Origin of the sequence: Streptomyces sp. NPDC001985, from assembly GCF_040296845.1 — a bacterium.
Classification (GTDB): Bacteria; Actinomycetota; Actinomycetes; order Streptomycetales; family Streptomycetaceae; genus Streptomyces.
In genome coordinates, this window is the sequence record NZ_JBEOYB010000048.1 from 17,261 (window position 1) to 40,240 (window position 22,980).

18 protein-coding genes are annotated in these 22,980 nt (G+C 74.1%); 5 read left to right on the forward strand and 13 right to left on the reverse strand.

Annotated features, from left to right (window positions below; genetic code table 11):
- Positions 1-32: 32 nt before the first annotated feature.
- The 6 genes from ABT122_RS21645 to ABT122_RS21670 all read right to left on the reverse strand — a co-directional run bounded on the left by ABT122_RS21645 (position 33) and on the right by ABT122_RS21670 (position 10,287).
- Positions 33-1,664, reverse strand: a complete 1,632-nt coding sequence (locus tag ABT122_RS21645; protein ID WP_351554555.1) for a (2,3-dihydroxybenzoyl)adenylate synthase — start codon at positions 1,662-1,664, stop codon at positions 33-35.
- Positions 1,661-5,311, reverse strand: coding sequence for a non-ribosomal peptide synthetase (locus ABT122_RS21650; protein ID WP_351554558.1), 3,651 nt, complete (start codon positions 5,309-5,311; stop codon positions 1,661-1,663). The genes ABT122_RS21645 and ABT122_RS21650 overlap by 4 nt, the downstream gene beginning before the upstream one ends.
- Before the next feature lie 24 nt (positions 5,312-5,335).
- On the reverse strand, positions 5,336-6,703 hold the full coding sequence (locus ABT122_RS21655) for a salicylate synthase (protein ID WP_351554561.1): 1,368 nt from the start codon (positions 6,701-6,703) through the stop codon (positions 5,336-5,338).
- A 596-nt stretch (positions 6,704-7,299) separates the two neighbouring features.
- Complete coding sequence (locus ABT122_RS21660; RefSeq protein WP_351554564.1) at positions 7,300-8,166, reverse strand: ABC transporter ATP-binding protein; 867 nt, start codon at positions 8,164-8,166, stop codon at positions 7,300-7,302.
- A gap of 70 nt (positions 8,167-8,236) precedes the next feature.
- Positions 8,237-9,307, reverse strand: coding sequence for a FecCD family ABC transporter permease (locus ABT122_RS21665; RefSeq protein WP_351554567.1), 1,071 nt, complete (start codon positions 9,305-9,307; stop codon positions 8,237-8,239).
- Entirely contained in the window at positions 9,304-10,287 is a 984-nt protein-coding gene (locus tag ABT122_RS21670) for a FecCD family ABC transporter permease (protein ID WP_351554570.1), read from the reverse strand. Before ABT122_RS21670 ends, ABT122_RS21665 begins: the two co-directional genes overlap by 4 nt.
- Before the next feature lie 421 nt (positions 10,288-10,708).
- Here ABT122_RS21670 and ABT122_RS21675 point away from each other — a divergent pair, with 421 nt between their 5' ends.
- Entirely contained in the window at positions 10,709-12,190 is a 1,482-nt protein-coding gene (locus ABT122_RS21675; RefSeq protein WP_351554573.1) for an MFS transporter, read from the forward strand.
- 5 nt (positions 12,191-12,195) lie between these two features.
- On the opposite strand, the gene ABT122_RS21680 is transcribed toward ABT122_RS21675, so the two are convergent.
- Positions 12,196-13,416, reverse strand: a complete 1,221-nt coding sequence (locus ABT122_RS21680; protein WP_351554658.1) for a serine hydrolase domain-containing protein — start codon at positions 13,414-13,416, stop codon at positions 12,196-12,198.
- Between the two features lie 539 nt (positions 13,417-13,955).
- On the opposite strand from ABT122_RS21680, the gene ABT122_RS21685 reads away from it, so the two are divergent.
- The 3 genes from ABT122_RS21685 (at position 13,956) to ABT122_RS21695 (ending at position 16,998) form a co-directional block, all read left to right on the forward strand.
- Positions 13,956-15,068, forward strand: coding sequence for a FecCD family ABC transporter permease (locus ABT122_RS21685; protein ID WP_351554576.1), 1,113 nt, complete (start codon positions 13,956-13,958; stop codon positions 15,066-15,068).
- Positions 15,068-15,865 carry an ABC transporter ATP-binding protein gene (locus tag ABT122_RS21690; protein ID WP_351554579.1) on the forward strand — a complete coding sequence of 266 codons (798 nt, stop codon included), beginning with the start codon at positions 15,068-15,070 and terminating at the stop codon, positions 15,863-15,865. Before ABT122_RS21685 ends, ABT122_RS21690 begins: the two co-directional genes overlap by 1 nt.
- Before the next feature lie 122 nt (positions 15,866-15,987).
- Positions 15,988-16,998 (forward strand): ABC transporter substrate-binding protein, encoded by a 1,011-nt coding sequence (locus ABT122_RS21695; protein WP_351554582.1) that lies wholly within the window; start codon positions 15,988-15,990, stop codon positions 16,996-16,998.
- 39 nt (positions 16,999-17,037) lie between these two features.
- Here ABT122_RS21695 and ABT122_RS21700 read toward each other — a convergent pair whose 3' ends face one another.
- Positions 17,038-18,231 carry a hypothetical protein gene (locus ABT122_RS21700; protein ID WP_351554585.1) on the reverse strand — a complete coding sequence of 398 codons (1,194 nt, stop codon included), beginning with the start codon at positions 18,229-18,231 and terminating at the stop codon, positions 17,038-17,040.
- 720 nt (positions 18,232-18,951) lie between these two features.
- A complete protein-coding gene (locus ABT122_RS21705) occupies positions 18,952-19,398 on the reverse strand; it encodes a nitroreductase family deazaflavin-dependent oxidoreductase (RefSeq protein ID WP_351554588.1) in 447 nt (148 codons plus the stop codon).
- A gap of 179 nt (positions 19,399-19,577) precedes the next feature.
- Between ABT122_RS21705 and ABT122_RS21710 the strand changes: the two genes are divergently transcribed.
- Positions 19,578-19,934 carry a DUF779 domain-containing protein gene (locus ABT122_RS21710; RefSeq protein ID WP_351554591.1) on the forward strand — a complete coding sequence of 119 codons (357 nt, stop codon included), beginning with the start codon at positions 19,578-19,580 and terminating at the stop codon, positions 19,932-19,934.
- 21 nt (positions 19,935-19,955) lie between these two features.
- On the opposite strand, the gene ABT122_RS21715 is transcribed toward ABT122_RS21710, so the two are convergent.
- From ABT122_RS21715 to ABT122_RS21730, 4 genes are all read right to left on the reverse strand, one after another.
- Positions 19,956-20,150 (reverse strand): hypothetical protein, encoded by a 195-nt coding sequence (locus ABT122_RS21715; RefSeq protein ID WP_351554594.1) that lies wholly within the window; start codon positions 20,148-20,150, stop codon positions 19,956-19,958.
- A 120-nt stretch (positions 20,151-20,270) separates the two neighbouring features.
- Positions 20,271-21,077 carry a phosphatidylinositol-specific phospholipase C/glycerophosphodiester phosphodiesterase family protein gene (locus ABT122_RS21720; RefSeq protein WP_451068423.1) on the reverse strand — a complete coding sequence of 269 codons (807 nt, stop codon included), beginning with the start codon at positions 21,075-21,077 and terminating at the stop codon, positions 20,271-20,273.
- 251 nt (positions 21,078-21,328) lie between these two features.
- Entirely contained in the window at positions 21,329-22,000 is a 672-nt protein-coding gene (locus tag ABT122_RS21725) for an ABC transporter ATP-binding protein (protein ID WP_351554596.1), read from the reverse strand.
- 35 nt (positions 22,001-22,035) lie between these two features.
- Positions 22,036-22,962, reverse strand: coding sequence for an ABC transporter ATP-binding protein (locus ABT122_RS21730; protein ID WP_351554664.1), 927 nt, complete (start codon positions 22,960-22,962; stop codon positions 22,036-22,038).
- Between the last annotated feature and the right edge of the window lie 18 nt (positions 22,963-22,980).

Below are 22,980 nucleotides of genomic sequence, written 5' to 3' on the forward strand. Positions count from 1 at the left end.
GTTCGGTCAGATCGGTGGGGCGAGGGCGGCACTCAGCCGGAGCCCTCGGTGAGCCGGGTCACCAGGTCGCGTTTGCTGATCTTGCCGACCGCGGTGAGCGGGAGGGTGTCGAGCACCTCCAGCCGGTCGGGGTGCATGAAGTCGGCGAGGCCGCACCCGGCGAGATGGGCGCGCAGCTCCTTGAGCCTGGGCCGGGCGGCACCGGGGGCGAGGGTGACCACGGCGCAGACCAGTTCGCCGAGGCTCTCGTCGGGCAGGGCGACGACCGCGGCCTGGGAGAGGGCCGGATGGGTGAGGAGGTGCTCCTCCAGTTCGGTGGCGGAGACGTTCTCACCGCCCCGGTTGACGACGTCCTTGGCCCGGCCCTCGACGACGAGATGGCCGCTGGGCAGCCGGCGCACCAGGTCGCCGGTGCGGAAGAAGCCATCGGGCGAGAAGGCGCCCGCGTTGTGGCGGGCCGCGCGGTAGTAGCCGCGCAGGGTGTACGGACCCCTGGCCCACAGCTCCCCCACGGTGCCGGGCGGCACCGGGGCGCCGTCGCGGTCCAGGACGCGCACCTCGTCCTCCGGGCTGAGCGGACGGCCCTGGGTGGTGGCGACCGTCTCGTCGGGGTCCTCCGGCCGGGTGTAGCTGAGCAGCCCCTCGGCCATGCCGAAGACCTGTTGCAGCGCGCACCCGAGGGCGGGCGGGATGCGCCGGGCGAGATCGGCCTCCAGTCTGGCCCCGCCGACCTGGAGCAGCCGGAGCGAGGAGAGGTCCTCGGGGGCCCACTCGGTGGCCTCGGTCCACATCCGGGCCATCGGCGGCACCAGCGCGGTCACGGTGACCCGTTCGCGCTCGATGAGGGGGAAGGCCACATCGGGGCTGGGCGCGGGGGCGAGCACCACGGTGCCGCCGGTGCCGAGCACGCCGAGCAGCCCGGGGCAGGCGAGGGGGAAGTTGTGGGCGACGGGCAGGGCGGCGAGATAGACGTCGGCGGCGGTCAGTCCGCAGACCTCGGCGCTGGCACGGGCGTTGTAGGCGTAGTCGTCGTGGGTGCGGGGGATGAGTTTCGGCTTGCCGGTGGTGCCGCCGGAGACCAGCAGCACGGCGGGGGCGGCCGGGTCCGGCGCGGGCAGCGGACCGGGCTCCGCCGTCACGTCGCGCAGCGCCGTGAAGGGCCCGGGGTCCCCGGCGACCAGGATGTGCCGCAGGGTCGGGACGAGCCCGGCGACCTCGGCGGCCAGCTCCCGGTGGTCGAAGCCCGCGTGCCGGTCGGGGACGACATAGGCGACGGCCTCGGAGAGGGCCGCGAGATGGGCGATCTCGGAGCGGCGGTGGGCGGGCAGGGTGAGGACGGGTACGGCGGCGCAGCGGGTCAGCGCGAAGAGCAGCACCACGAAGTCGGTGGTGTTGGGGAGCTGGACCAGGACCCGGTCGCCGGGCTCGACACCGAGGGCGATCAGACCGGCGGCGAGCCGGTCGGCGCGCTCGTCCAGCTCGGTGTAGGTGAGCCGTTCGGAGCCGGCGATCACGGCGGTGTGTCCGCCGGAGCGGGCGGCCCAGGTGCGCAGCAGCTCCCCGAGCGCGGTGCCGCGCCAGTGGCCGAGGCCGCGGTAGCGCGCGGCGTCCGCGCCGGGCCAGGGGGTGAAGGCGGGCCCGGGGTCCCCGGTCGCGGCGCTCATCGCCCCTCCCCCGCGTCCGGGGTGCCGGCGGCTTCCAGCCGGGCGGCGACCTCGTCGTCGGAGAGGGCCTCGATGTCGAGGAAGAGCCGTGCCACCCGGTCGAGCCGCCCGGGGTCGGGGTGGGCGGCGGCCAGCGCACGGGCCAGCCCCGCAACGGTGGGGGCGGCGAACAGCATCCGCACGGACGCCTGGGGGGCGTCCAGGTCCTCCCGGATGCGGGCGACGATGCCGGTGGCGCGGACCGAGTCGCCGCCGAGGGCGAAGAGCTCCTCGTCGGCGGGGATGTCCCGGACGGCGAGGGTCTCCTCCCAGATGTGGGCGACGGCGCGCTCCAGGGGGGTGGACGGTGCGGTACGGGCGGGGCCGGAGCGGTCCCGTCCGGTGAGGGCGGCGACGGCGGCGCGGTCGGTCTTGCCGTTGGCGGTGAGCGGCAGGGCCTCCAGGAAGGTGATCCGGTCGGGCACCATGTGCGGGGGCAGCAGGGCGCGCAGGGCCTCCCGGAGGGCCTCGGGGCCGTGGTCCGGTCCGCCGCCGGGTCCGGCGCCCCGGTCCGGGGCGGATTCCGGGTCCCGGCCGGCGCCGGGGTCCGGCGCGGGCTCCGCGCCGGGAGCGGGTTCCCGGCCGGCGTCCGCCGCGGCGGGGACGACGGCCGCGACGAGGGCGGCGGGTGTGCCGGTGGCGAGGGCCACGGCGGAGCGGACCCGGGGGTCGGCGGCGAGGGCGGCCTCCACCTCGCCCAGCTCGATCCGGAAGCCGCGGATCTTCACCTGGTGGTCGCGGCGGCCGAGGAACTCGATGCCGTCGGCGGGGGTGTAGCGGGCCTGGTCGCCGGTGCGGTACCAGCGCCGGCCCAGGTGCTGGACGAAGCGGTCGGCGGTGCGCCCGGGATCGCCCCGGTACCCCAGGGCGACACCGTCGCCGCCGATCCACAGCTCGCCGGGGACCCAGTCGGGACAGTCCCGGCCGAGGGGGTCCACCACCCGGCAGACCACATTGCCCAGCGGCGTTCCGTACGGGACGGAGTGCCAGTGCGCGGGGGCGGTGTCCACCTCGCGGACGGTGGAGTGGATGGCGGTCTCGGTGGTGCCGCCGAGGCCCACGAAGCGGCAGCCGGGGACGGCATCGCCCAGCCGGCCGGGCAGTTCGGGGGCGATCCGGTCGCCGCCGAGCAGCACCAGCCGCAGGGAGGTGCCCAGCTCCTCCCCGGTGGTGAGCAGCATGTCGAGCAGCGCGGGCACACAGTTGAGGACCGTGACCCGGTGCCGGTTGACCAGCTCGGCCCAGCTCCGGGCGTCGCGGCGGTCGTCCTGGCCCGGCCAGACCACGGCGCCGCCGGTGGAGAGCGGGGCGAACAGATCGAAGACCGAGAGGTCGAAGTCGAGCGCGGAGAGGGCCAGGGTGCGGTCGTCCGGGCCCAGGGCGTAGCGCTCGACGAGGTCGTCGAGGGTGTTCACGGCGGCCCGGTGCGGCACGTCGACGCCCTTGGGCTCTCCGGTGGAGCCGGAGGTGAAGAGCAGATACGCGGGGTGCTCGGGGTCGCCCGTGTACGGCGCGGGCGCGGCCCCCGGGGGGATTTCGGCGAGCGCATCGGCCAGGGTCAGCGCACGGGCCGTACCGGCGCCGTCGTCCCCGCTTCCGCTCCCGGCCCCGCCGCGCTCGGCGATGACGGCGGCGAACCCGGCGGCCGCGGTGATACGGGCGGCGCGCGCGGGCGGCTGCTCCACCCCCAGCGGCACATAGGCGGCGCCCGCGGCGAGCGCTCCGAGGACCGCGACGGCCTGGTCCGGGCCCTTCGGCAGGGTCACCCCGACCCGGTCGCCCGGGCCCACTCCCCGGTTCCGCAGCGCCTGCGCCACCCGCAGCGCCCGGTCGGCGAGTTCGCCGTGGGTCAGGACTCCGTCCTCGCCCCAGAGGAGCGCGGGCGCCTCGGGGTGCGTACCGGCCCGGTCGAAGAAGTCCTGGTGCAGTGGCCGGTCACGGCGCGGGCGGGCGGTGTCGTTGGCCCGCTCACGGGCGGTGAGCTGGGCGGCGGGCAGCAGTCCGTCGACCGGGAGGTCCCAGGCGGGCCCGGACTCGGTGAGCCGGCGCACCAGTTGTTCGAAGGCGGCGAACATCGCCGGGGCCACTCCGGGGGCGAGTTCGTCCTCCCGGATGTCCCAGTTCACCAGCAGACCGCCGCCGAGTTCGGTGATCTGGGCGTCGAGCAGCACCTGGGGACCCTGGGAGACGATCCACACCGGCTCGCCGAAGGCGGTGCGCACGGCGGGGTGGAACAGCTCGCCCAGATTGAGGGCGCTGGTGAAGACCACGGGGGCCAGGACCTGTTCCCCGGCCCGCCGGGAGAGGTCGCGCAGCACCTCGACGCCGGAGTGGTCGGCGTGGGCCATGTCGGCGTGCATCCGGGCCTGGACGGCGCGGGCCCGCTCCACGAACGGCAGCGGCCGGGAGAGGTCCACGTCGAGCAGGACCGAGCCGGTGAAGTCGCCGACGACGCGGTCGATGTCCGGGTGGAGCGGCTCGCGGTCGAACAGCGGCACATTGAGCAGGAACCGGGGCTGGGCGGACCAGGCCCCGACGACCTCGGCGAAGGCGGTGGCCACGGCCATCGCCGGGGTCAGTCCGCGCCGCCGGGCGGCCTCGGTGAGCCGGCGGCGGCCGTCGGGGCCGAGGACGAAGTGGCGGCGGGTGACCCGGGCGGCGGGGCGGTCCCCGGTGGCCGCCGCGAGCGGCAGCTCCGGTGCGCCGGGCAGCTCGGGCAGGCGGTCCGCCCAGTAGCGGGCGGCCCGGGCGGCGGCCGTGGCACGGCTGCCGGGCCGGGCCGCCCGGTACTGGCGGTAGCCGTAGCCGATGGCGGGCAGCTCGGTGTCCGGATCGGTGTGCAGCCGGGCGAGGTCGGCCAGGAGCAGCCGGTAGCTGACCGCGTCGGCGGCGACCATGTCGACATCGAGGTGCAGCCGGGTCCGGTCGCCGGGGAGCAGGCTGAGCGCGGTGGAGAAGACCTCGCCCCGGTCGATGCGGAGCATCTGGTGGGAGAGAAGGTCCCGGGTGTGTTCGAGCCGCTTGCCGACCGCGGGCCCGTCGAGGCCGCGCAGATCGTGCACGGTCAGCCCGCGCCAGCCGGAGCGGGCCCCGATCCGCTGCCGCCCGTCGTCGGTGAAGTGGGCGCGCAGCATCGCGTGCCGCTCCACCAGCCGCTCCAGCGCGGCCCCCAGGCGCCCGGGGTCGACCCCGCCGCCCGGGGCGGTGTCGAACTCGGTGTAGAGGTGCGCCGCGACCCCGCCGAGCCGCTGCCCGTCCGTCCGCCCGACCCAGTACGCGTGCTGCATCACCGCGAGCGGGAACTCGGCGTCCGGGTCGCCGGGCTCCACCGGCGGCTCCGGGGCGGCGGTCCGCGGCGGCTGCGCCGCGGCCGGGCTCCGGGCGGCGACCAGCCCGGTCCATCCCGCCAGCGTGGGCTGCTCGGCCAGCTCGGCGAAGTTCACCGTCAGTCCGGCCCGGCGCCATCCGCCGACCAGGCGCATCACCTCGATGGAGGCCAGCCCCAGCGCGAAGAGGTTGGCATCGGGGTCGATCGACTCCGGTTCCTCCTCGACCAGTTCAGCGATCACCCGGCGCAGGCCGTCGGGGGTCAGGTCGTGTGGGCTCATCAGTCAGCTGCTCCCGAATCGCGGTTACGCGGGTCGCCGGGGCCCCGCGGGGCGGCCGGTGTCGGACGGCGTCGAGGGGACGAGGAATCTGCTGGTGCTGCGGAGCTTCTCGCAGGTCTCCTCGAACTCGCGTTCCGGAGTGGAGTGTTCGACGATTCCGGCGCCCGCGCGCAGCCAGGTGCGGCCGTCGCGCTGGAAGACCGTCCGCAGGACGAGGGCGGCGTCGAGGGAGCCATCGGCGTCGACGGTGAGGACGGCGCCGCTGTACAGCCCCCTCGGGCTGTTCTCGTACTGGTGGATGGTGGTGCAGGCGGCGGCCTTGGGCAGGCCGGAGGCCGTGACCGCCGGGAAGAGCCCGGCCAGCGCGTGCCAGGCGTTGCGGCCGGGGGCGAGCTGCCCGCCGGCCCGGGAGGCGAGGTGCTGGACGCTGCCGCGCTCCCGGACCGTCATGAACTCGTTCACGACGACGGAGTCGCGCTCGCACATCGTGTACAGCTCTTCGCAGGCCGCCTTGACGGAGATCGCGTGCTCGAATATCTCCTTGGGGTCGCCGAGGAGTTCCTCGTGCCGGCCCCGGTCGGCGTCCGCGTCGCCGGAGAGGGCTCTGGTACCGGCCAGGGGCTGGGTGGAGACCCAGCCGTCCGGGTCCACCTCGACCACGGTCTCCGGGCTGAACCCGGCCGCCCGGTGCACTCCCAGGTCCAGCATGAAGGAGCGGGCGGGGTCGTTGCCCCGGCGGCCCAGGAGGTAGGTGGCGGCCAGGTCGATGTCCTGGGGCACCGGGACGATCCTGGAGAGGATGACCTTCTGGAGCCGCTGGGCCCTGATGTCGTCGACGGCGGCGGCGACGGCCTTGCGGTACTGCTCGCCCGACTCGCTCTCGTCCAGCTCCAGCGGCCGGCCCGGGGCGGGCGCCGGTCCCTCGGCGACCAGGGCCTCCAGCGCGGGCAGGTCCCCCGGGTCCACGGCCCGCAGGGCCGCCTCGCCCTCCCGGCAGCGCACCTCCCGCTCGGGGACGATCAAGTGCAGCAGTGGCTCGGAGCCGATCAGCCCGGGCAGGCCGTGCAGCAGATACGACAGCTCGAAGCCGGCCCAGCCGTAGGCGCGCCAGCCGGGCAGCGGGCACTCGGCGAGCAGCTCCGCGACCTGCTGGAGCGGGTCGGGCCCGGTGGGGGTGACGGTTGTGCCGGAGCCGGACCGCACCTCGATGCGGTCGGGGTGGAGCAGCAGTTCATAGGCCGCCCCGGAGCCGAAGGACCACTGGCCGCCGCGCTCGAACAGCACATAGGGGGCGGTGGCTCCCTTGGCCAGGGAGGCGGCGACCGCGAGAGGGTCGCCGAGGGCGGCGACGGCGCCGGCCCGGTAGTCGAATCGATCGGAGAGAGTGGTCACCGCACGCTCACCGCATGCTGACGGTGCTCCGTGGTCCGCATGGGAAGTCCTCTTCTGGCAGCACTGAGTGCGCCGTGACAGACAGATTTTCTGGACGGCTCAAACGCAGGTCGACACCTGCTGATGAGAGGTATTGCCTATGACCGGCTCAGCGGTACTGGTGATCTCAGAGGTGCGCACGGCTCCGCGCGTGGCGGGCCGTCCGTCCGATCGGGCTCATCGGCCGCGTACCGGTCCCCTGGCATTCCTGGTTGAGCGGGGTGTGAAAGGTTCCACTGTCGTCGTCAAAGGGGTTCGTCGTCATGGACGAGATCCTCACGTCGTCGGCCTGGGTTACCCGTGCCACCACCCGACCAGCGGATAGTAAGGTTAGTCTAACCTAATCTCTTCCGTGCGCACCACTGGTCATCGGCCAAATGACCATCGTCACAGCGACATTGACGCACCGTGCGACGCCGGTGGAACGCACCCCTCCGGAGCCCCGGAACACCCTCCCGGAACAGGGTGCACGCGACGGTCCCGCCCCCGGCACTCCACAGCGGGGGGTGTTCCGCGACCGCCCGCGCGGGCCCGGCCGGAACGGAGGCGGACGGAGGTCAGCCGCGCCGGGTGTCGGCGGCGGTGAGCGCAGCGGCCGGCGCGGAGCGCAGCCGGCGCGGGTCGTCGGGGCGGGCCGAGGGCACCACCAGCGGAGTGCCCACCTCGGGATCGGGGATGATCCGGCAGGACAGCCCGAACACCTCCCGCACCAGCTCAGCCGTGACGATCTCGGCGGGATCGCCCTGGGCGGCGATCCGGCCGTCCTTCATCACGATCAGATGGGTGGCGTAGCGGCAGGCCTGGTTGAGGTCGTGCAGCACCAGGACCAGGGTGTGCCCCCGTGTGCGGTGCAGATCCCAGCAGAGGTCGAGCACCTCGATCTGATGGGCGAGGTCGAGAAAGGTGGTGGGCTCGTCCAGCAGGAGAATCCCGGTCTGCTGGGCGAGGACCATGGCGAGCCAGACCCGCTGGCGCTGCCCGCCGGAGAGCTCCTCCACGAAGCGGTCGGCCAGTTCCAGGACTCCGGTCATCTCCATCGCCCCGACCACCGCGTCCTCGTCCGCGGTGGACCACTGGCGCAGCATCCGCTGGTGCGGATAGCGGCCCCGCGCGACCAGGTCCCCCACCGTGATCCCGCCCGGGGCGGTGGAGGTCTGCGGGAGCAGGCCGAGCAGCCGCGCCACTTCCTTGGCGGAGTACGAGGAGATGGGCGCCGCGTCCAGGTGGACGGCCCCGGCCCGGGGCCTGATCATCCGGGAGAGCGCCTTGAGCAGGGTGGACTTCCCGCACGCGTTCGGGCCGATGATGACCGTGAAGGAGCCGTCCGGTACGGCGACGTCGAGGCCGTCGACGACCACTCGCTCGTCATAGGCCAGGGTCAGCCCCTCGCCGTGCAGCCGGACGCTGTGCGCGGAGTCGTTCATGTCGTGTCCTGTCCGCTTCCCTGGTGGTGCCCGAAGTGGTCTGCCGTACGGCCCCGGCCGGGGCGCGCGCTCACCGGTTCCGCCATTCCCGGCCCAGCAGCCAGGCGAGATACAGTCCGCCGAGCGCGGCGGTGCCGATCCCCACCGGCAGTTGGGTCGGGGCCAGTACCCGCTGCGCCGCCAGATCGCTGGCGGCCAGCAGCAGGGCGCCCATCAGCCCGGCGGTCACCAGGCCGGCGCCGGGTGAGCGGGTCAGCCGGCGGGCCAGTTGCGGGGCGGCGAGCGCCACGAAGGCGATCGGCCCCGCCGTGGCGGTGGCCACCGCGGTGAGCGCGACACTCACCACCAGCAGGGTGAGCCGGGTCGGCTCGGCGGGCACCCCGCGGGCGCGGGCCGCGTCGTCCCCCATTTCGAGCAGTGTCATCCGGCGGCCGAGGAAGAGGGCGGCGGGCACCAGCACCAGCAGCGCGAGGGCCAGCGGCCCGGCGTGCTCCCAGCGCCGTCCGTTCAGGCTTCCGGTCAGCCAGAGCTGGGCCGTCTGCGCGTCGGCGAGCGCGGCGCGGGAGAGCAGATAGGCGTTGAGCGAGGCCAGCATGGCGGTGGTGCCGATGCCGGTCAGGATGAGCCGGAACCCCTGCACACCCCGGCGGAAGGCGAGCGCGTAGACGAGCGCGGCGGTGGCGAGGCCGCCGCCGACCGCGCCGGCGGCTATGGCCTGGACACCACCGTCCAGCAGCAGGATCACCACCAGGGCGCCGGAGGCGGAGCCGACGGTGAAGCCGATGATGTCCGGGCTGCCCAGCGGATTGCGGGAGATGCTCTGGAACATCGCCCCGCTGATGCCCAGCGCGAGACCGACCATCACGGCCACCAGCAGCCGGGGCAGCCGCAGTTCGTTGACGATGAAGTCCAGCCCGGCGGGTCCGCCGCCGAGCAGGGTCGCGACCACGTCGGGGACCGAGGCGCGGTAGCTGCCGGTGGTCAGACTGACGACACCCACCACCGCGGTCACCAGGGCCAGCAGCGCGGCCACGGTGAACGTGCGCCGGTGGAAGCGGAGCGAGACGCCGCCCGCGCGGGTGCGGAACACCTCGCCGGTGACCGGCCGGACAGCGGGCCGGCGCTCCCGTACGGCGCTCACAGGGCGGTGATCCTGCGTCGGCGGCTGAGCGCGATGAAGACCGGCGCGCCCAGGAATGCGGTGACGATACCCGCCTCCAGCTCTCCCGGGGCGGCGAGCAGCCGCCCCACGACATCGGCGCCCAGCAGCAGGACCGGCGCCAGTACCAGCGAATAGGCCATCACCCAGCGCTGATCCGGGCCGGTGACCATGCGGACGATGTGCGGCACCGCCAGACCGATGAAGGCGATGGGCCCCGCGACGGCGGTCGCTCCCCCGCAGAGCAGGGCGATCGCGACGGCACCGGCGATCCGGGTCCGCTCGGTCCGCGCGCCCAGCGCCCGGCCCGTCTCGTCGCCCAGCGCCAGCGCGTTCAGCGGCCGGGCCAGGCTCAGCGCGATCACCACACCCAGCAGGATCAGCGGGCCCACCTGGAACGCCACATCGAGGTCCCGCCCGGCGAGTGACCCCACCGCCCAGAAGCGGAACTCGTCGAAGGTGGCGGGGTCGTGGATCACCACGGCGGAGACGAAGGCGACCAGGGAGGCGTTGACCGCGGCCCCGGCGAGGACCATCCGGTCGGGTGTCGCCGCCCGCCCGGTCGAGCCGAGCAGATAGACGGCGGTGTACGCCACGGCGGCGCCCAGGAAGGCGAACCAGACGTAGCCGACGGGCGATCCGAGGCCCAGCACGGAGATCGCCACCACCACGGCCGCCGCCGCCCCGTTGTTCACACCGAGCAGCCCCGGGTCGGCCAGCGGATTGCGGGTCAGCCCCTGCATCAGCGCTCCGGCGAGCCCGAGGGCGGCCCCGGCGAGCAGTCCGAGCACGGTCCTCGGGAGCCGCAGCTCCCGTACGACGAAGCTCTCCTCACCGCCCCGGCCGTGGGCCAGCACCTCCCACACGGTGGCGAACGGAATGCTCCGCGCGCCGACGGCGAGGCTCAGCACACAGACGGCCGCCAGCGCCACCAGGCCGGCGGCCAGCCCGCTCCAGCGCACCGCCGCCGCCCGGCGGCGGCCCGTGGCCCGGGCGGGGTGCCGCGCCGCCGTCCCCTCCGGGGGTCCGGCGCTCCGGGCCGGGTCCGGTAAACGGCTCTGCGAGGGATGCGATCCCGTCCCGGGCCGCTTGCGCGGCCCTGCCGGCGACGCGGTGGGGGCGGACGCGGTCCGACCGCGCGGCCTCACCACCCGGCCGCCTCCGTACCGGCGGAGCGGCACCATGACTCAGCCACCCGGCCTCCCCCATTCCACCCGACACCCTGCATGCGATCTTGATTAGGCAAGCCTAATCATCCTTGTATGAGCGAATCAACTTGGCCTGCCCGCCAGTTGGACGCCGTGTCGATCGAGCGCCCTTGCACAGCAGGTAAGTTAGGCATACCTTACCCGAGCAGTGCGGCCAGGTACACAGGAGGCAACCGTGGGTGATTCCGCCGGACACTCCCCCGCCAGGGGTACGGCGCCCGGCGCGCCGCCCGGGGCGGCGGAAGCGACACCGTGCCCCGGGCCCCGCACCGGGCTGGTGCTGGCGGCGGTGTGCCTGTCCCAGCTGATCGTGGTGCTGGACATCAGCGTGGTGAATGTGGCGCTGCCGGAGATCAGCCGCGACCTCGGCTTCTCCCCCGGCGGACTGTCGTGGGTGGTGAACGCCTACACCCTGGTCTTCGGCGGGCTGCTCCTGCTGGGCGGCCGGCTGGCGGATCTCTTCGGGCACCGGCGCACCATGGCCGCCGGTCTGGTGCTCTTCGGCGTCGCCTCACTGCTCGGCGGCCTCGCGCAGAACCCGGCGCAGCTGATCGCGGCCCGCGCGGGCCAGGGGCTGGCGGGCGCCGTGCTCGCCCCGATCGGGCTGACCGTCATCCTGGTGACCTTCGCCGAGGGGCCGGCCCGCTCCCGGGCGGTCGGCGTCTGGGCCACGGTGGCCGGCTCCGGCACCGCGCTGGGCGTGCTGGCGGGCGGACTGCTGACCGATCTGCTGGGCTGGCGGTGGGTCCTGCTCATCAATGTGCCGCTGGTCGCCCTGACCCTGCCGATCGCCCTGGCATCGGTGCGGGACCGCCGCACCGGCGGCCGGGCGCGGCTCGACGTGCCGGGCGCGGTGCTCGTCACGGCGGCGATGACCGCGGCCGCCCACGGCGTGCTGGGCACCGAGCACCACGCCTGGGGCTCGGTCCGCACCCTGTCGGTGCTGGCGCTGGCGGTGGTGCTCGGCGCCGTCTTCGTCTGGTGGGAGCGCCGCTGTCCCGCGCCGATCGTCCGGCTGGGGATCTTCCGCAGCCGGACCGTCTGGCTCTCCAATGTGACGGGGCTGCTGGTGGGCGCCGGGATGGTGGCCGGCTTCTACTTCGCCTCGCTGTTCCTCCAGAACGTGCTGGGGTACGGGCCCATGGAGGCCGGCGCGGCGTTCCTCCCGTTCTGCTGCGGGGCCGTGGCCGGCAGCACCCTGGGCATGCGCCTGGTGCGACGGGTGGACCGCAGGACCCTGATCGTCGGCGGGCTGCTGCTGGGCGGCACGGGCATGGTGTGGTTCAGCACCATGGCGCCGACGTCGACCTTCGCCGGGGGCTTCCTCGGCCCGTCCCTGGTGGCGAGTGTGGGCATCGGGCTGAGCATGGTCACCAACACCTATATGGGCACATCGGGGGTGGCGCCCGAGGAGGCAGGGCTGGCCAGCGGGCTGCTCAACGCCAGCCGCCAGTGCGGTGGCAGCATCGGCCTCGCGGTGCTGTCCACCCTGGCGCTCAGCGCCGGCCGCGCCTCCGGGAACGCGGGCGGCACGGCCCAGGAGGCGCTGGCGGCGGGGTACGGCCGGGCCTTTCTGGTCGCCGGCGGGCTCCTGGTCGCCGCCGCGCTGCTCACCGCGGTCTCCCTCCCCCGGGAGAAGCCGGCCGCGGCGTCCTGAGCGGCTCAGCCGCTGCGGGACGGAGACGGGGACGGGGACTTCGTCGCCGGTACCGGGAGGTTGTAGACGTGGTCCGGTGTCACGATGCGGGTGACCGCCTCACCGAAGAGGGTGCTGGGCTCGGCCCCGTCGTGCACGATGTCCGTGTTGAGGAGGACGACCAGGGTGGCCTCCTCCTCGGGGAGATGGATCGTCAGGGACTCGTAGCCGGGCAGTGATCCGTTGTGGCCGATCCACCCCCGCACATTGAAGATGCCCAGGCCGTACCCGGCGCCCGGGATGGTGGTCGGGCCGGTCCTCAGCCGCTCGGCCTGGGTCTCCGGGGTCAGCAGGGTGCCGGTGGCGACGGTCCGGGCCCAGCTGCGCAGATTCCCGAGGTCGGAGATCATCGCCCCGGCGGCCCAGCCCCAGGACGGATTCCAGTCCGTGGCGTCCTCGACCTCGCCGGACGCCGTCTGGTCGGTGTAGCCGTGGGCGTGCGGAGCGGGGAACTCCGCGCCGGTCGGGAAGAGTGTGCGGTGCAGCCCGGCGGGCTCCAGGACATTCTCCTCGATGAATTCGTTCAGCGGCATGCCGCCGGCCTTCTCCACGACCAGTCCCAGCAGAATCGCGTTGGTGTTGGAGTACTCGAACTCCGCCCCCGGCTGGAACCGCACCGGGTGCTTGAAGGAGTAGTCCAGCAACTCCTCCGGGGTGAACGGCCGTTCCGGATCGGAGGTCAGCGCCCGGAAGAAGTCCTCGTCCATGGAGTAGTTGAACAACCCGCTCCGCATGCCCGCCAGATCGCGCAGGGTGATCCGGTCCCCGTTGGGCACCCCCTCGACGTACCGCTCGATCGGGTCGTCGAGTCCCACCGCGCCCCGGTCCACCAGTTCGAGGACCGCCGTCACCGTGAAGGTCTTGGTCTCGCTGCCGATCCGCATGTTCAGACCGGGCTCCATGGGCGCGCCGCCGGCCTTGTCGGCCACGCCGAAGGAGCGCACATAGCCGCCCTTCCCGGCGGCCCACAGCCCGACGGTGACACCGGGCACCCGGGCCTCCCGCATGACCCGCTGGACCGCCGTGTCCAGCCGCTCGGCGACGGAGGCGTCCAGCTCGGGGAATCCACCGCCCGGCGAGGGCTCCCCGGAGGCGGAGGCGGCGACAGAGGCGGCGGACACGGAGGCGGCGGCCCCCGGCGCGGTCAGGGTGCCGGCGGCTCCCGTGGAGACGGGTGCCACCAGCATCGCGGCCGTCGCCAGAGCCGCGCAGGCCCCGCGCCGGAGAGACGGCGAACACCTCACGGGACCTCCTCCGGGCCGGGGACGGACATCTTTCACCAGGCTAGGTCCGCTTCGGCGGCCCCGCACGGCGGCACCCGCCCCCGCCACCCGGGGTGACGGAGCGCTCGTGCCGGGGTGACGGGATCACCGGCGCCCGGCGGGCCGCCGCGCCGGGCGGGACACCCGCGCGGCCGGTGACGGGCGGTGCCCCGGGGCACTTGGGCCGGCCGCCGACCCGCGTGCGGCGGCCCCCGCCCGACGGCCCGCGCGGGGACGCGTTACGCTGCAACCGCCCTGTGGGGGAAGTCCGGTCGAAATCCGGCGCTGACCCGCAACGGTGGACGGAGCCCGGGAGAGCCGGGCCCGTGAGCCCGATCACCCGCAGCGGCGCTGAATCCTGTCAACTCGCCGTGGACTGCGAGAGGATGCCGGGCCGGGCGCGTGCGTCACCGGGCCGCTTTCTCCCCGCCGGAGCACGGCCCGAGGCGGAAGCGACCTCGCACGTGGCCGTAGGCACCGACCGCAAGACCACCGCGCCACCCGGCGGTCCGGCCCCCTCGGGCACGGGCCCCGCGCCGCCCCGGCGCGTCCCCCTCCTCCCGCTCGTCCTCGCGCTCGGCGCGGCGCTGCCGCTCTCCGTGGTCTGCGGCGCGGGCATCGGCGCCTCGGGCATCGGCTGGGGCGAGGTGCTGGGCCATCTGCGGGCCGGGCTCACCGGCGGCACCATCACCCCCGGCGAGGCCGCCGCGTACACCATCGTCTGGGAGCTGCGCTTCCCGCGCGCCGTGCTGGCGGCGGTCGTCGGGGCCGGTCTGGCCGCGATCGGGGTCGCCGTGCAGGCCATGGTGCGCAACGCGCTGGCCGACCCGTTCGTCCTCGGGATCTCCTCGGGGGCGGCGGTCGGGGCCAACGCCGTCCTCATCTTCGGGACGCTGAGCGCCCTCGGGGTCTGGGCGCTCTCCACCGCGGCCTTCGTCTCCGCTCTGCTGGCGATGACCCTGGTGTACGCGGTGGCCAGGACGGATCGTGGGCTCACCCCGGTCCGGCTGGTGCTGACGGGCACCGCCATGTACTACGGCTTCTCGGCCGTCACCACCTTCATGGTCTTCGCGGCCGAGCACGGTGAGGCGGCCCGCTCCGCGATGATGTGGCTGCTCGGCAGCCTCGGCGGGGCGAACTGGGACTCGGTGCCGATCGCGGCGGGCGCGGTGGCCGCCGGGCTGGTCCATCTCGGACTCTCCGCCCGCCGGCTGAACGCGCTGGCCATGGGCGACGAGACCGCCGCCGCGCTGGGCGTGGACGCGGACCGGCTGCGCCGGGAACTCTTCCTGGTCTCCGCCGCCGTCACGGGTGCGGTGGTGGCGGTGAGCGGGGCGATCGGCTTCGTGGGGCTGATGGTCCCCCATGCCGTACGGATGGTGGTGGGCGCCGACCACCGCCGGTTGCTGGCGGTCGCGCCCCTGGCGGGCGCGATCCTGCTGATCTGGGTGGACATCCTCTCGCGGACGGTGCTGGCACCGACCGAGCTGCCGGTGGGCGTGCTGACGGCGGTCATCGGAGTGCCGTGCTTCGTCCTGCTCATGCGCCGTCGCGGCTATGCCTTCGGAGGCAAGTGATGCGGATCGACATCGAGGACGTGACCGTCTCCGTGGCCGGGGCCCGTCTGGTGGAGGAGGTCAGCGTGCGGGCCGGGAGCGGGCAGTTGGTGGGTCTGGTCGGCCCCAACGGCAGCGGGAAGTCCACCCTGTTGCGCTGTGTCTACCGGGCGCTGACGCCCACGGCCGGCACGGTACGGCTCGACGGCGACGATCTGCACGCGCTCAGCTCCCGGGAGGGCGCGCGCAGAGTGGCGGCGCTTCCCCAGGAGACCGTGGCCGAATTCGACTTCACCGTCGCCGAGGTGGTGGCGATGGGGCGTCTCCCCCATCAGCGGGCGGCCGTCAGGACCACGGCCGAGGACCGCTCCGTGTGCCGGGCCGCGCTGGCCTCGGTCGGTGCGGCCCATCTGGCGGGCCGTGCCTTCCCCACCCTCTCCGGCGGCGAGAGACAGCGGGTTCTCATCGCCCGCGCGCTGGCCCAGCGGCCGAGTGTGCTGGTGCTCGACGAGCCCACCAACCATCTGGACATCGCCCAGCAGTTGGAGGTGCTCGCGCTGGTGCGCGCCAGCGGCCTCACGGTGCTGACCGCGCTGCACGACCTCAATCTGGCGGCGGCGCACTGCGATGTGCTCCAGGTGATCGACCACGGCCGGATCGTGGCCTGTGGGCCTCCCGGGGAGGTGCTGACGGCGGAGCTGCTCGCGGAGGTGTTCGGGGTGCGGGCGCACCGCGTGGCGCATCCGGTGTCGGGCGCGGTCCATCTGCTGTTCGACCGGCTGCCGCCGGGTCCCGGGGAGATCCCCCGGCCCTTCTGACCCTCCGTCCGCCCTGTGCGCCCTGTGCGCCCTGTCCGTGCTGTCCGTGCTGTCTGTTCTGTCCGTGCTGACTGTTCTGTTCGTTTCGCCGCGCTGTCCGCTCTCACCGAGGAGTCCGTGCCATGTTCCGTCCCCCGCTCACCGCCGCTCTGGCGTTCGCCACCGTGCTGGCGCTCTCCGGCTGCGGGGCCGAGGTCGCCACCGAGGAGAAGGGCCCCCGGGCCGGCCGCCACTACCCGGTGACCATCGAGAACTGCGGGGAGCGCAGGACCTTCGACCGGGCTCCCGAGCGGGTCGTCACCAACGATGTCGGCATCACCGAGATCATGTTCGCCCTCGGTCTGGAGGACCGGATGGCCGGCTATGTGATGCCGGACAACAAGGGCTCCGTCAAGGACGTGCCGTGGAAGGGCGCCTACGACCGCACCACCTGGCTGTCGAAGAAGCGGATCAACAAGGAGCTGGTCCTCGACGCCCGCGCGGATCTGGTCTTCGCCGGCTGGAACTACGGCTTCAACGAGGGCGAGGGCTTCACCCCCGCCGTGCTGAAGCGGCTCGGAGTCGACTCGTATCTGCTGACCGAGTCCTGCCGCAGCGGCAAGGGCAAGGTGCGCGGGGTGATGCCGCCGCTGGAGGCCCTCTACACCGATCTGCGCAACCTCGGGACCCTCTTCGATGTCGAGAAGCGCGCCGACGAGCTGGTGCGGGAGTTCCGGAAGCGGGTGGCCGACGCGCAGGCCGGGGCGCCGCGAGGGGCGGACCGGCCGAGGGTCTTCCTCTACGACGACGGCCGGGACAAGCCGTTCACCTCGGGAGCCTTCGCCGGACCGCACGACATCATCACCAAGGCCGGCGGCGACCATGTGATGAAGGACCTGGAGGACAGCTGGACGACGGTGGGCTGGGAGACGGTGGTGGAGCGGGACCCCGAGGTGATCGTGATCAACAACTACGGCGGGACCACCGCCGGGCAGAAGAAGGACTTCCTCCGCTCGTATCCGCCGCTCGCGGGTGTCTCGGCGGTCCGGAACAACCGTTTCGTCGTGCTGGACTACGTGGATCTGGTGGAGAGCCCGCGCAACCCGGCCGCCGTGGAGAAGCTGGCCGAGGAGTTCGGCGGTGGGGCCCGCTGACCGCCGGCCGCCGAACTCGGCAACGGGGAGGCGTACGGATCAGCGGCGGGTGAGCCGGGCGAACGGGTTGGGGGTGGCGCCGGTCCACTCGTGGAGCAGGGCCCGCCCGGTCTGGAGGGTCTCGCCCCCCGAGTCGACGGTGCCCGCCTCGGCGACGTAGAAGCGGCCGTCGTCGAGCGGGATCAGCCCGTACTGCCCGGCCGATTCATACCCGTACAGACCGGTCTTCGTGTCGTGCAGCCCCTGCGGCAGCAGGGAGAGATGGCGGCCGTACTCGGGGCGCGCCTGGCCGGTCACGGGGGCCCAGCGGGGGCGTTTCGCACCGTCGACGACGTAGAGCGAGTAGTTGGGGAAGGTCTTCTTCTTGCCCTTGTACACCGCCATCAGCCAGTTGCCGCTGTCGGCGTCGTACTCCAGGTTCTGCACGCCGTAGGTGGTGTTGCCGGTGTACGCGAAGAACTTGCCCTGGTGGAACCGGGGGCCGCTGGTGTGCGGGGCGCTCTCGGTGAGCGGCTTCTCGTACTTCCACCAGGTGCGGACGTCGTACTGGAGCAGGACCTGGTGGTCGTTGTCGGTGCGGGTGGTGTTGGAGTAGACGCCGTAGGCCACCGTGAGCCTGCTCTGGCCCCAGCCGTCCAGGGCGGGGCCGAAGGCCACGCCGTCGATGCCGCTGCAGCCGTAGCGGTGATCGGGGGTGTTGCCGGTGTTGCCGTCGAAGACCCCGTCGCCGTTCATGTCGGCGGTGTAGTCCTTGACGACCTCTCCGAGGTGGACGGTGGTGACCACGCCGGTGGACTCGGCGTCCATGTTCATCCGGGTGATGCGGTCGCCGTCGAGGATCGCGATGTAGAAGGCCTTCGCCGACTTGTACTCCAGGGAGCCGTAGACCCGGCCGTCGCTCTTGTTGAAGGCGAGGTCTCCGAGGTGTCCGGTGAAACCGGTGACGGAGCCGATGGGCTTGCCCCGCAGGTCGGTCTTCACCACGAGGTTGGTGTACGAGAAGTACATATGGCCCTTGAGCCGGTCGAGGGCCATGCCCTGGAGGTGGCCGGACTTCCACCCCCCGCCGTCGACGACGGGGGGTGCGGGGAGCGGGGTCCTGGCGGTGAGGTGCTCGGCGGGGGTGCGGGCGTGGGCCGTGCCGCCGCCCGCCACCACGGCCGATGCGACGACCGTGGCGGTGACGAGGGTCATGGGGAGGGCCGCCGGCCGGGTGGGGGTGCTTCTTCGCATGGGTTCCTCCGAGGTCCTGATCCTGGGCTCTGAGGGATGGGGGTGTGGGAGTGATGCCCGCCGCGCGTGCACGGGAGACCAGCGCCGGATGAACGTGGCGTGTCTCCGGCGTATAAGGAAAACGACACTTCTGACCTTCATATGGTCAATACCGGTCATGGTGGTGCCGCGCCGATGTCGGGGTGGGGAAAATGCGCGTCCGTTCCGGACAGGGCGGGGGGGGCGCGGTCGCCTGGCGGGCTCTGCGGGGCATGTGGCCCGAGGGGCGGCTCCGCAGGGGGCCGGGGAGCGGGAACCGGGAGGACGGCCGCCCGGGCGCGCCCGGCGGCCGTCGGTGGCGGGTGCCGGCCGGGGCGCCGCCCCGCCGCCCCGAATCTGGCCTGAACCCGCGCCGGACGCTCCGCGCCCGTGCGGCGCTCAACGACGCGTCCCGGCGCACAGGGACCGGCGCCGGGCACTCCCGGTCGGTCCGGCGCTCAAGGAAGGACCCCGGACCACAGGAGCCGCGCCGAGGGCCACGAATCCCCGCGCCTCGGAGGCCGAGGCGGGGATCGCGGGGATCGCCCGGGCTCCCGGCGGGGCCGGCGGGGCGGGCGGGATGGGCGGGGCGGGGCGGGGCGCGCTTCACCGCATGACGGGACCGCCGAATTCAGCCCGTCCGGCGGGCAGGGCCGGCCCCCGCGCGGCACACGCAGACGGGGCCGGGTTCCACGACTCCGCTCAGACGGCTTCCCCGGCCGGTTCGAGGACGAACACGGGGATCGGGCGGTCCGTCTTCTTCTGGTAGTCGGCGTAGTCGGCGTAGGCCTCGACGGCCCGCGCCCACCACTCGGCCTTCTCCTCGCCGGTCACCTCGCGTGCCGTCATGTCCTGCCGCACGGGCCCGTCCTGAAGCTCCACCTCCGGCTCGGCCACCACATTGTGGTACCAGACGGGGTGCTTGTCCGCGCCGCCGGCCGAGGCCACGATGGCGTACCGGCCGCCGTGCTCCACCCGCATCAGCGGGGACTTGCGGATACGGCCGCTCCGGGCGCCCCGGGTGGTCAGGATGACGACGGGCATGCCCCTGAGTGTCGTACCCTCGGTGCCGCCGGAGCTCTCGTACAGCTCGACCTGGTCCCGCACCCACTGCGCCGGGCTCGGCTCGTACTCGCCCTCAAGAGGCATGGTGTCCGCCCTTCTCTCCTCGGAGACAGTTCTCGTCGGTCACGGCCGCTTCGCCGCCACATCGTCCAAGCGGCCGGACCCCCGACATCATTCCCGGACACGGGCGCGGGCGACAGGGCCCGTCGGCCGAATGGCGGGGCGCAACGGGGTCGCAACCTTGTCCGTGCTCTGCTGCCGGGATGACCGCATCCCCGCGCGTGGAGCTGGCTCCGGCCGCCGCAGAACTGCTGTCCGTCCTCACGGCGGCGCACGGTCCGCTGATGTTCCATCAGTCGGGCGGCTGCTGTGACGGCAGCGCCCCGATGTGCTATCCGCGAGGCGAGTTCCGGACCGGGCAGTCCGATGTGCTGCTGGCGGAGCTGCGCGTGGAGGGCGTCGCGGAGGTGATCCCCTTCTGGATGTCGCGGAGCCAGTACGAGCTGTGGAGCCACACCCGGCTGGTGGTGGATGTGGTCGAGGGGCGCGGCAGCGGCTTCTCCCTGGAGGCGCCGGAGGGGGTGCGGTTCCTGATCCGGTCCCATGTGGTGGGCGGCTGATCCGCCGCCCGGGGACCGGGATCACGGATGCAGGCTGCCGACGACCTCGGCCGTGGCCGCGACCCCCTCGTGGATGGTCGGCGCCATGCTGGTGCCCGCCAGGAAGAAGCCGAGCAGCGCGCAGGTGAGCGCGTGGGAGAACTTCAGTCCGCCGTTGCGGAGAAAGATCACCGCGAGCACCACCAGAAGCAGCACCACCGAAATCGAAATGGCCATCGCCAACCTCCTTCACTGTGCCGGATTTGCGGCATTCGGCCGTAGTCTGGCGCAGTGAGCGGTCCGTACGGCCGACTGGCGTGTCCGCCGTACGGGTGGTTGGGCTCGCGGGCCGTCCCGTCAGGGCCCATGGCGGCGCAGGAACCGCTCCAGGCCGGCCAGGTCGTCGGTGTTGAGATGGTCGACGCCGGCGGCGAGCAGCTCGCCCCAGACCGCTTCCCGGGCGGCTCCGGGGGTGTCGGGGGTGGCCCAGAAGCGGACGCGCCGGCGGCCCGCGTGGGCCGAGGCGGTGATCGTGCGCAGCAGCTTCCGCTCGGCCGGCGGGAAGGGGCCGACTCCGCGCCAGGTGAAGCTGTGGTTCCAGTTGCTGGAGACCAGCGGGATGAGGGAGGCCGGGGCGGAGGTGCCGAGGTCGTCGAGACGGCCGTCGTAGAAGGCGTACCGGTGCGCCTGCGCCTCCATCGGCGCGCGGGCGGCCCGGTCGCCGGAGATCACGGGGGTGACCGCGCCGAGGCGGACCCGTCCGTGCGAGAAGACACTGAGCATCCGGTGGTACCGCCGCAGCAGCCGGTCGAGTTCGCCGTAGCAGGCGGCGCCGTCCGCCTTGATGTCGATCAGGAGCTGCACGGGGTGCGGCCGGCCCCGGTGGACCTGGCCGCCGTGGGCCCGGACCCGCTCCAGCAGCGGGTCGAGGTAGAGGGCGCCGAGGGTGCGGGCGGGGTCGAGTTCCCCGGGTGTGTGGGCGACCAGCAGCTCCCCGCCGACCAGGAAGACATCGGCCTCCAGGCTGGTGAAGCCGTGCGCCAGGGCGTCGTGGAGCGGGCGCGGGTGCAGATAGTCGTTGTGCGCGTGCGCCCGGCGCAGCGCGCGGGTGCGGGAGCGCCCGTCGGCACGGGCGGCGGCGGGTACGGTGATGCCGCCGGCCAGCGCGGCGGCGGCGGCGGTCAGGGCTCTGCGGCGGGTGCTCGGCACGGGGATGCCTCCGGTGCGCGGAGAGGGGAGGGACGCCCCGAGTATCGGCCCGCGGGGCCCGGAAGGGCAGGGGACCACGGGGAGTTCGCGCCACCGCCACCGGAACGCCACCCGCCGGCGCGGCCGGTGCCACCTCGGGGGCGGCCGGTGCCACCTCGGGGACGGCCGAGGTGGCACCCGCCCGCCCGTGCGGGACCGGGGGCTCCTCAGACGGCGGCCGGGTCCGGGGCCGGGGTGCTCCAGTGGAGGGTCCGGTCGCACCAGCGCTCCAGGAGGACCCTGTCGTGGCCGACGGCCAGCAGCCCGGCGCCCTCACGGCGGCGGTACTCCTCGACCACCGCCACCAGGGCCGCGGTGGTCGACGCGTCGAGCATCGCCGTCATCTCGTCGCAGATCAGCCAGCGCGGCCGGAGGACCAGCGCCCGGGCCAGGCAGGCGCGCTGGAGCTGGCCGTCGCTCACCGCGTGCGGGCGGCGGGCGAGGAGTTCTCCGGTGAGGCCGACCGCGTCCGCCAGCTCCGCCACCCGGGGGCCGGTCTCGTCCCGGCGGCCGGTGGCGCGCAGCGGCTCGGCGATCAGATCGCGCAGGGAGAGCCGGGGGTCGGCCGACATCCTCGGCTGCTGGAAGACCACGCCGATCGCGGTGCGCTGGGCGCGGGGCGCGGTGTGCCGCCAGCCCCGGGCGGGTTCGCCGTCGATGACGACCCGGCCCGCGTACGGGCGGTGCAGCAGCGCCGCCACCCGGGCGAGGGTGGACTTGCCGCAGCCGCTGGGGCCGAGGAGTCCCACGGCCTCCCCGGGAGCGAGGGTCAGCGACACGTCGCGGACGACGGGACGGCGGCGGTCGTACCCGGCGGTGATGGAGTCCAGTTCAAGCACGGCGGGCCTCCTGGCGGGCGGGGCGGGCGGCGGGCTCACACACGGGCCGTCCTCCGCTCGTCGGACACGGTCGCCGGGTGGTGGCAGGCCACGCGCTCCTCGAAGCGCGGGCGGGTGGCGCAGCGCTCCGTCACGCGCGGGCAGCGCGCGGCGAAGGCGCACCCCTCGGGGAGGTCGCCCAGCTCCGGCGGAAGGCCCGGGATGGGGGCGAAGTCGCGCTCGGGCAGCGCCGCGAGCAGCCCTCGCGCGTAGGGGTGGCGCGGCCCCGGCTCGCCGAAGAAGGCACCCGCGGCGGAGATCTCGACGATCCGGCCCGCGTACATCACGGCCACCCGGTCGGCGATCCGCTCGGCCGCCGCGAGATCGTGCGTGATCATCAGCAGCGCCCGGCCGGCGGCGCCGGCGTCGATGTGCCGGCGCAGCTCGTCGGCGGTCCGGTCGACCAGCTCGCGGTCGAGCCCGGTGGTGGGCTCGTCGGCGAGGAGCAGGGGCGCGTCGCCGATGAGCGCGAGGGCGGTGGCGGCGCGCTGGGCGAGCCCGCCGGAGAGTTCGTGCGGGTAGCGGTCGAGGTGGTCGGCGGGGAAGGCGGCGCGCTCGGCGGCGGCGACGGCAGCCCGGCGCAGCTCCCGCCGGGGCGTGCCGGTCAGGGCCCGCAGGGTCTCCTCCAGCTGCGCGCCGACCGTGCGTACGGGGGTGAGGTGCGCGGCGGGGCTCTGCGGTACGAGTCCGACGCGCCGCCCCCGTACGGTGCGGGCGAGGGTGCGCTCGTCCGCGCCGAGCAGTTCGAGGCCGTCGATGGTGGCGCTGCCCGTGGTCTGGGCGTTGCCCGGCAGCAGTCCGAGGAGCGCGGAGGCGAGGACCGACTTGCCGCAGCCGCTCTCGCCGACGAGCGCCAGGCACTCCCCCGCCGCGAGGTCGAAGCCCACGGAGCTGACGGCGGCGATGTGCCGGCCGCCGCGCATCCGGAACCGTACGGAGAG

Excerpts from the sequence above, each read along its gene's own strand:
- ABT122_RS21660 (WP_351554564.1), bottom strand. The coding sequence starts at position 8,166 with ATGAACGACTCCGCGCACAGCGTCCGGCTGCACGGCGAGGGGCTGACC.
- ABT122_RS21710 (WP_351554591.1), top strand. The coding sequence starts at position 19,578 with ATGACCGCATCCCCGCGCGTGGAGCTGGCTCCGGCCGCCGCAGAACTG.
- ABT122_RS21705 (WP_351554588.1), bottom strand. The coding sequence starts at position 19,398 with ATGCCTCTTGAGGGCGAGTACGAGCCGAGCCCGGCGCAGTGGGTGCGG.
- ABT122_RS21645 (WP_351554555.1), bottom strand. The coding sequence starts at position 1,664 with ATGAGCGCCGCGACCGGGGACCCCGGGCCCGCCTTCACCCCCTGGCCC.
- ABT122_RS21715 (WP_351554594.1), bottom strand. The coding sequence starts at position 20,150 with ATGGCCATTTCGATTTCGGTGGTGCTGCTTCTGGTGGTGCTCGCGGTG.
- ABT122_RS21695 (WP_351554582.1), top strand. The coding sequence starts at position 15,988 with ATGTTCCGTCCCCCGCTCACCGCCGCTCTGGCGTTCGCCACCGTGCTG.
- ABT122_RS21680 (WP_351554658.1), bottom strand. The coding sequence starts at position 13,416 with ATGCTGGTGGCACCCGTCTCCACGGGAGCCGCCGGCACCCTGACCGCG.
- ABT122_RS21650 (WP_351554558.1), bottom strand. The coding sequence starts at position 5,311 with ATGAGCCCACACGACCTGACCCCCGACGGCCTGCGCCGGGTGATCGCT.
- ABT122_RS21700 (WP_351554585.1), bottom strand. The coding sequence starts at position 18,231 with ATGCGAAGAAGCACCCCCACCCGGCCGGCGGCCCTCCCCATGACCCTC.
- ABT122_RS21690 (WP_351554579.1), top strand. The coding sequence starts at position 15,068 with ATGCGGATCGACATCGAGGACGTGACCGTCTCCGTGGCCGGGGCCCGT.
- ABT122_RS21730 (WP_351554664.1), bottom strand. The coding sequence starts at position 22,962 with ATGCGCGGCGGCCGGCACATCGCCGCCGTCAGCTCCGTGGGCTTCGAC.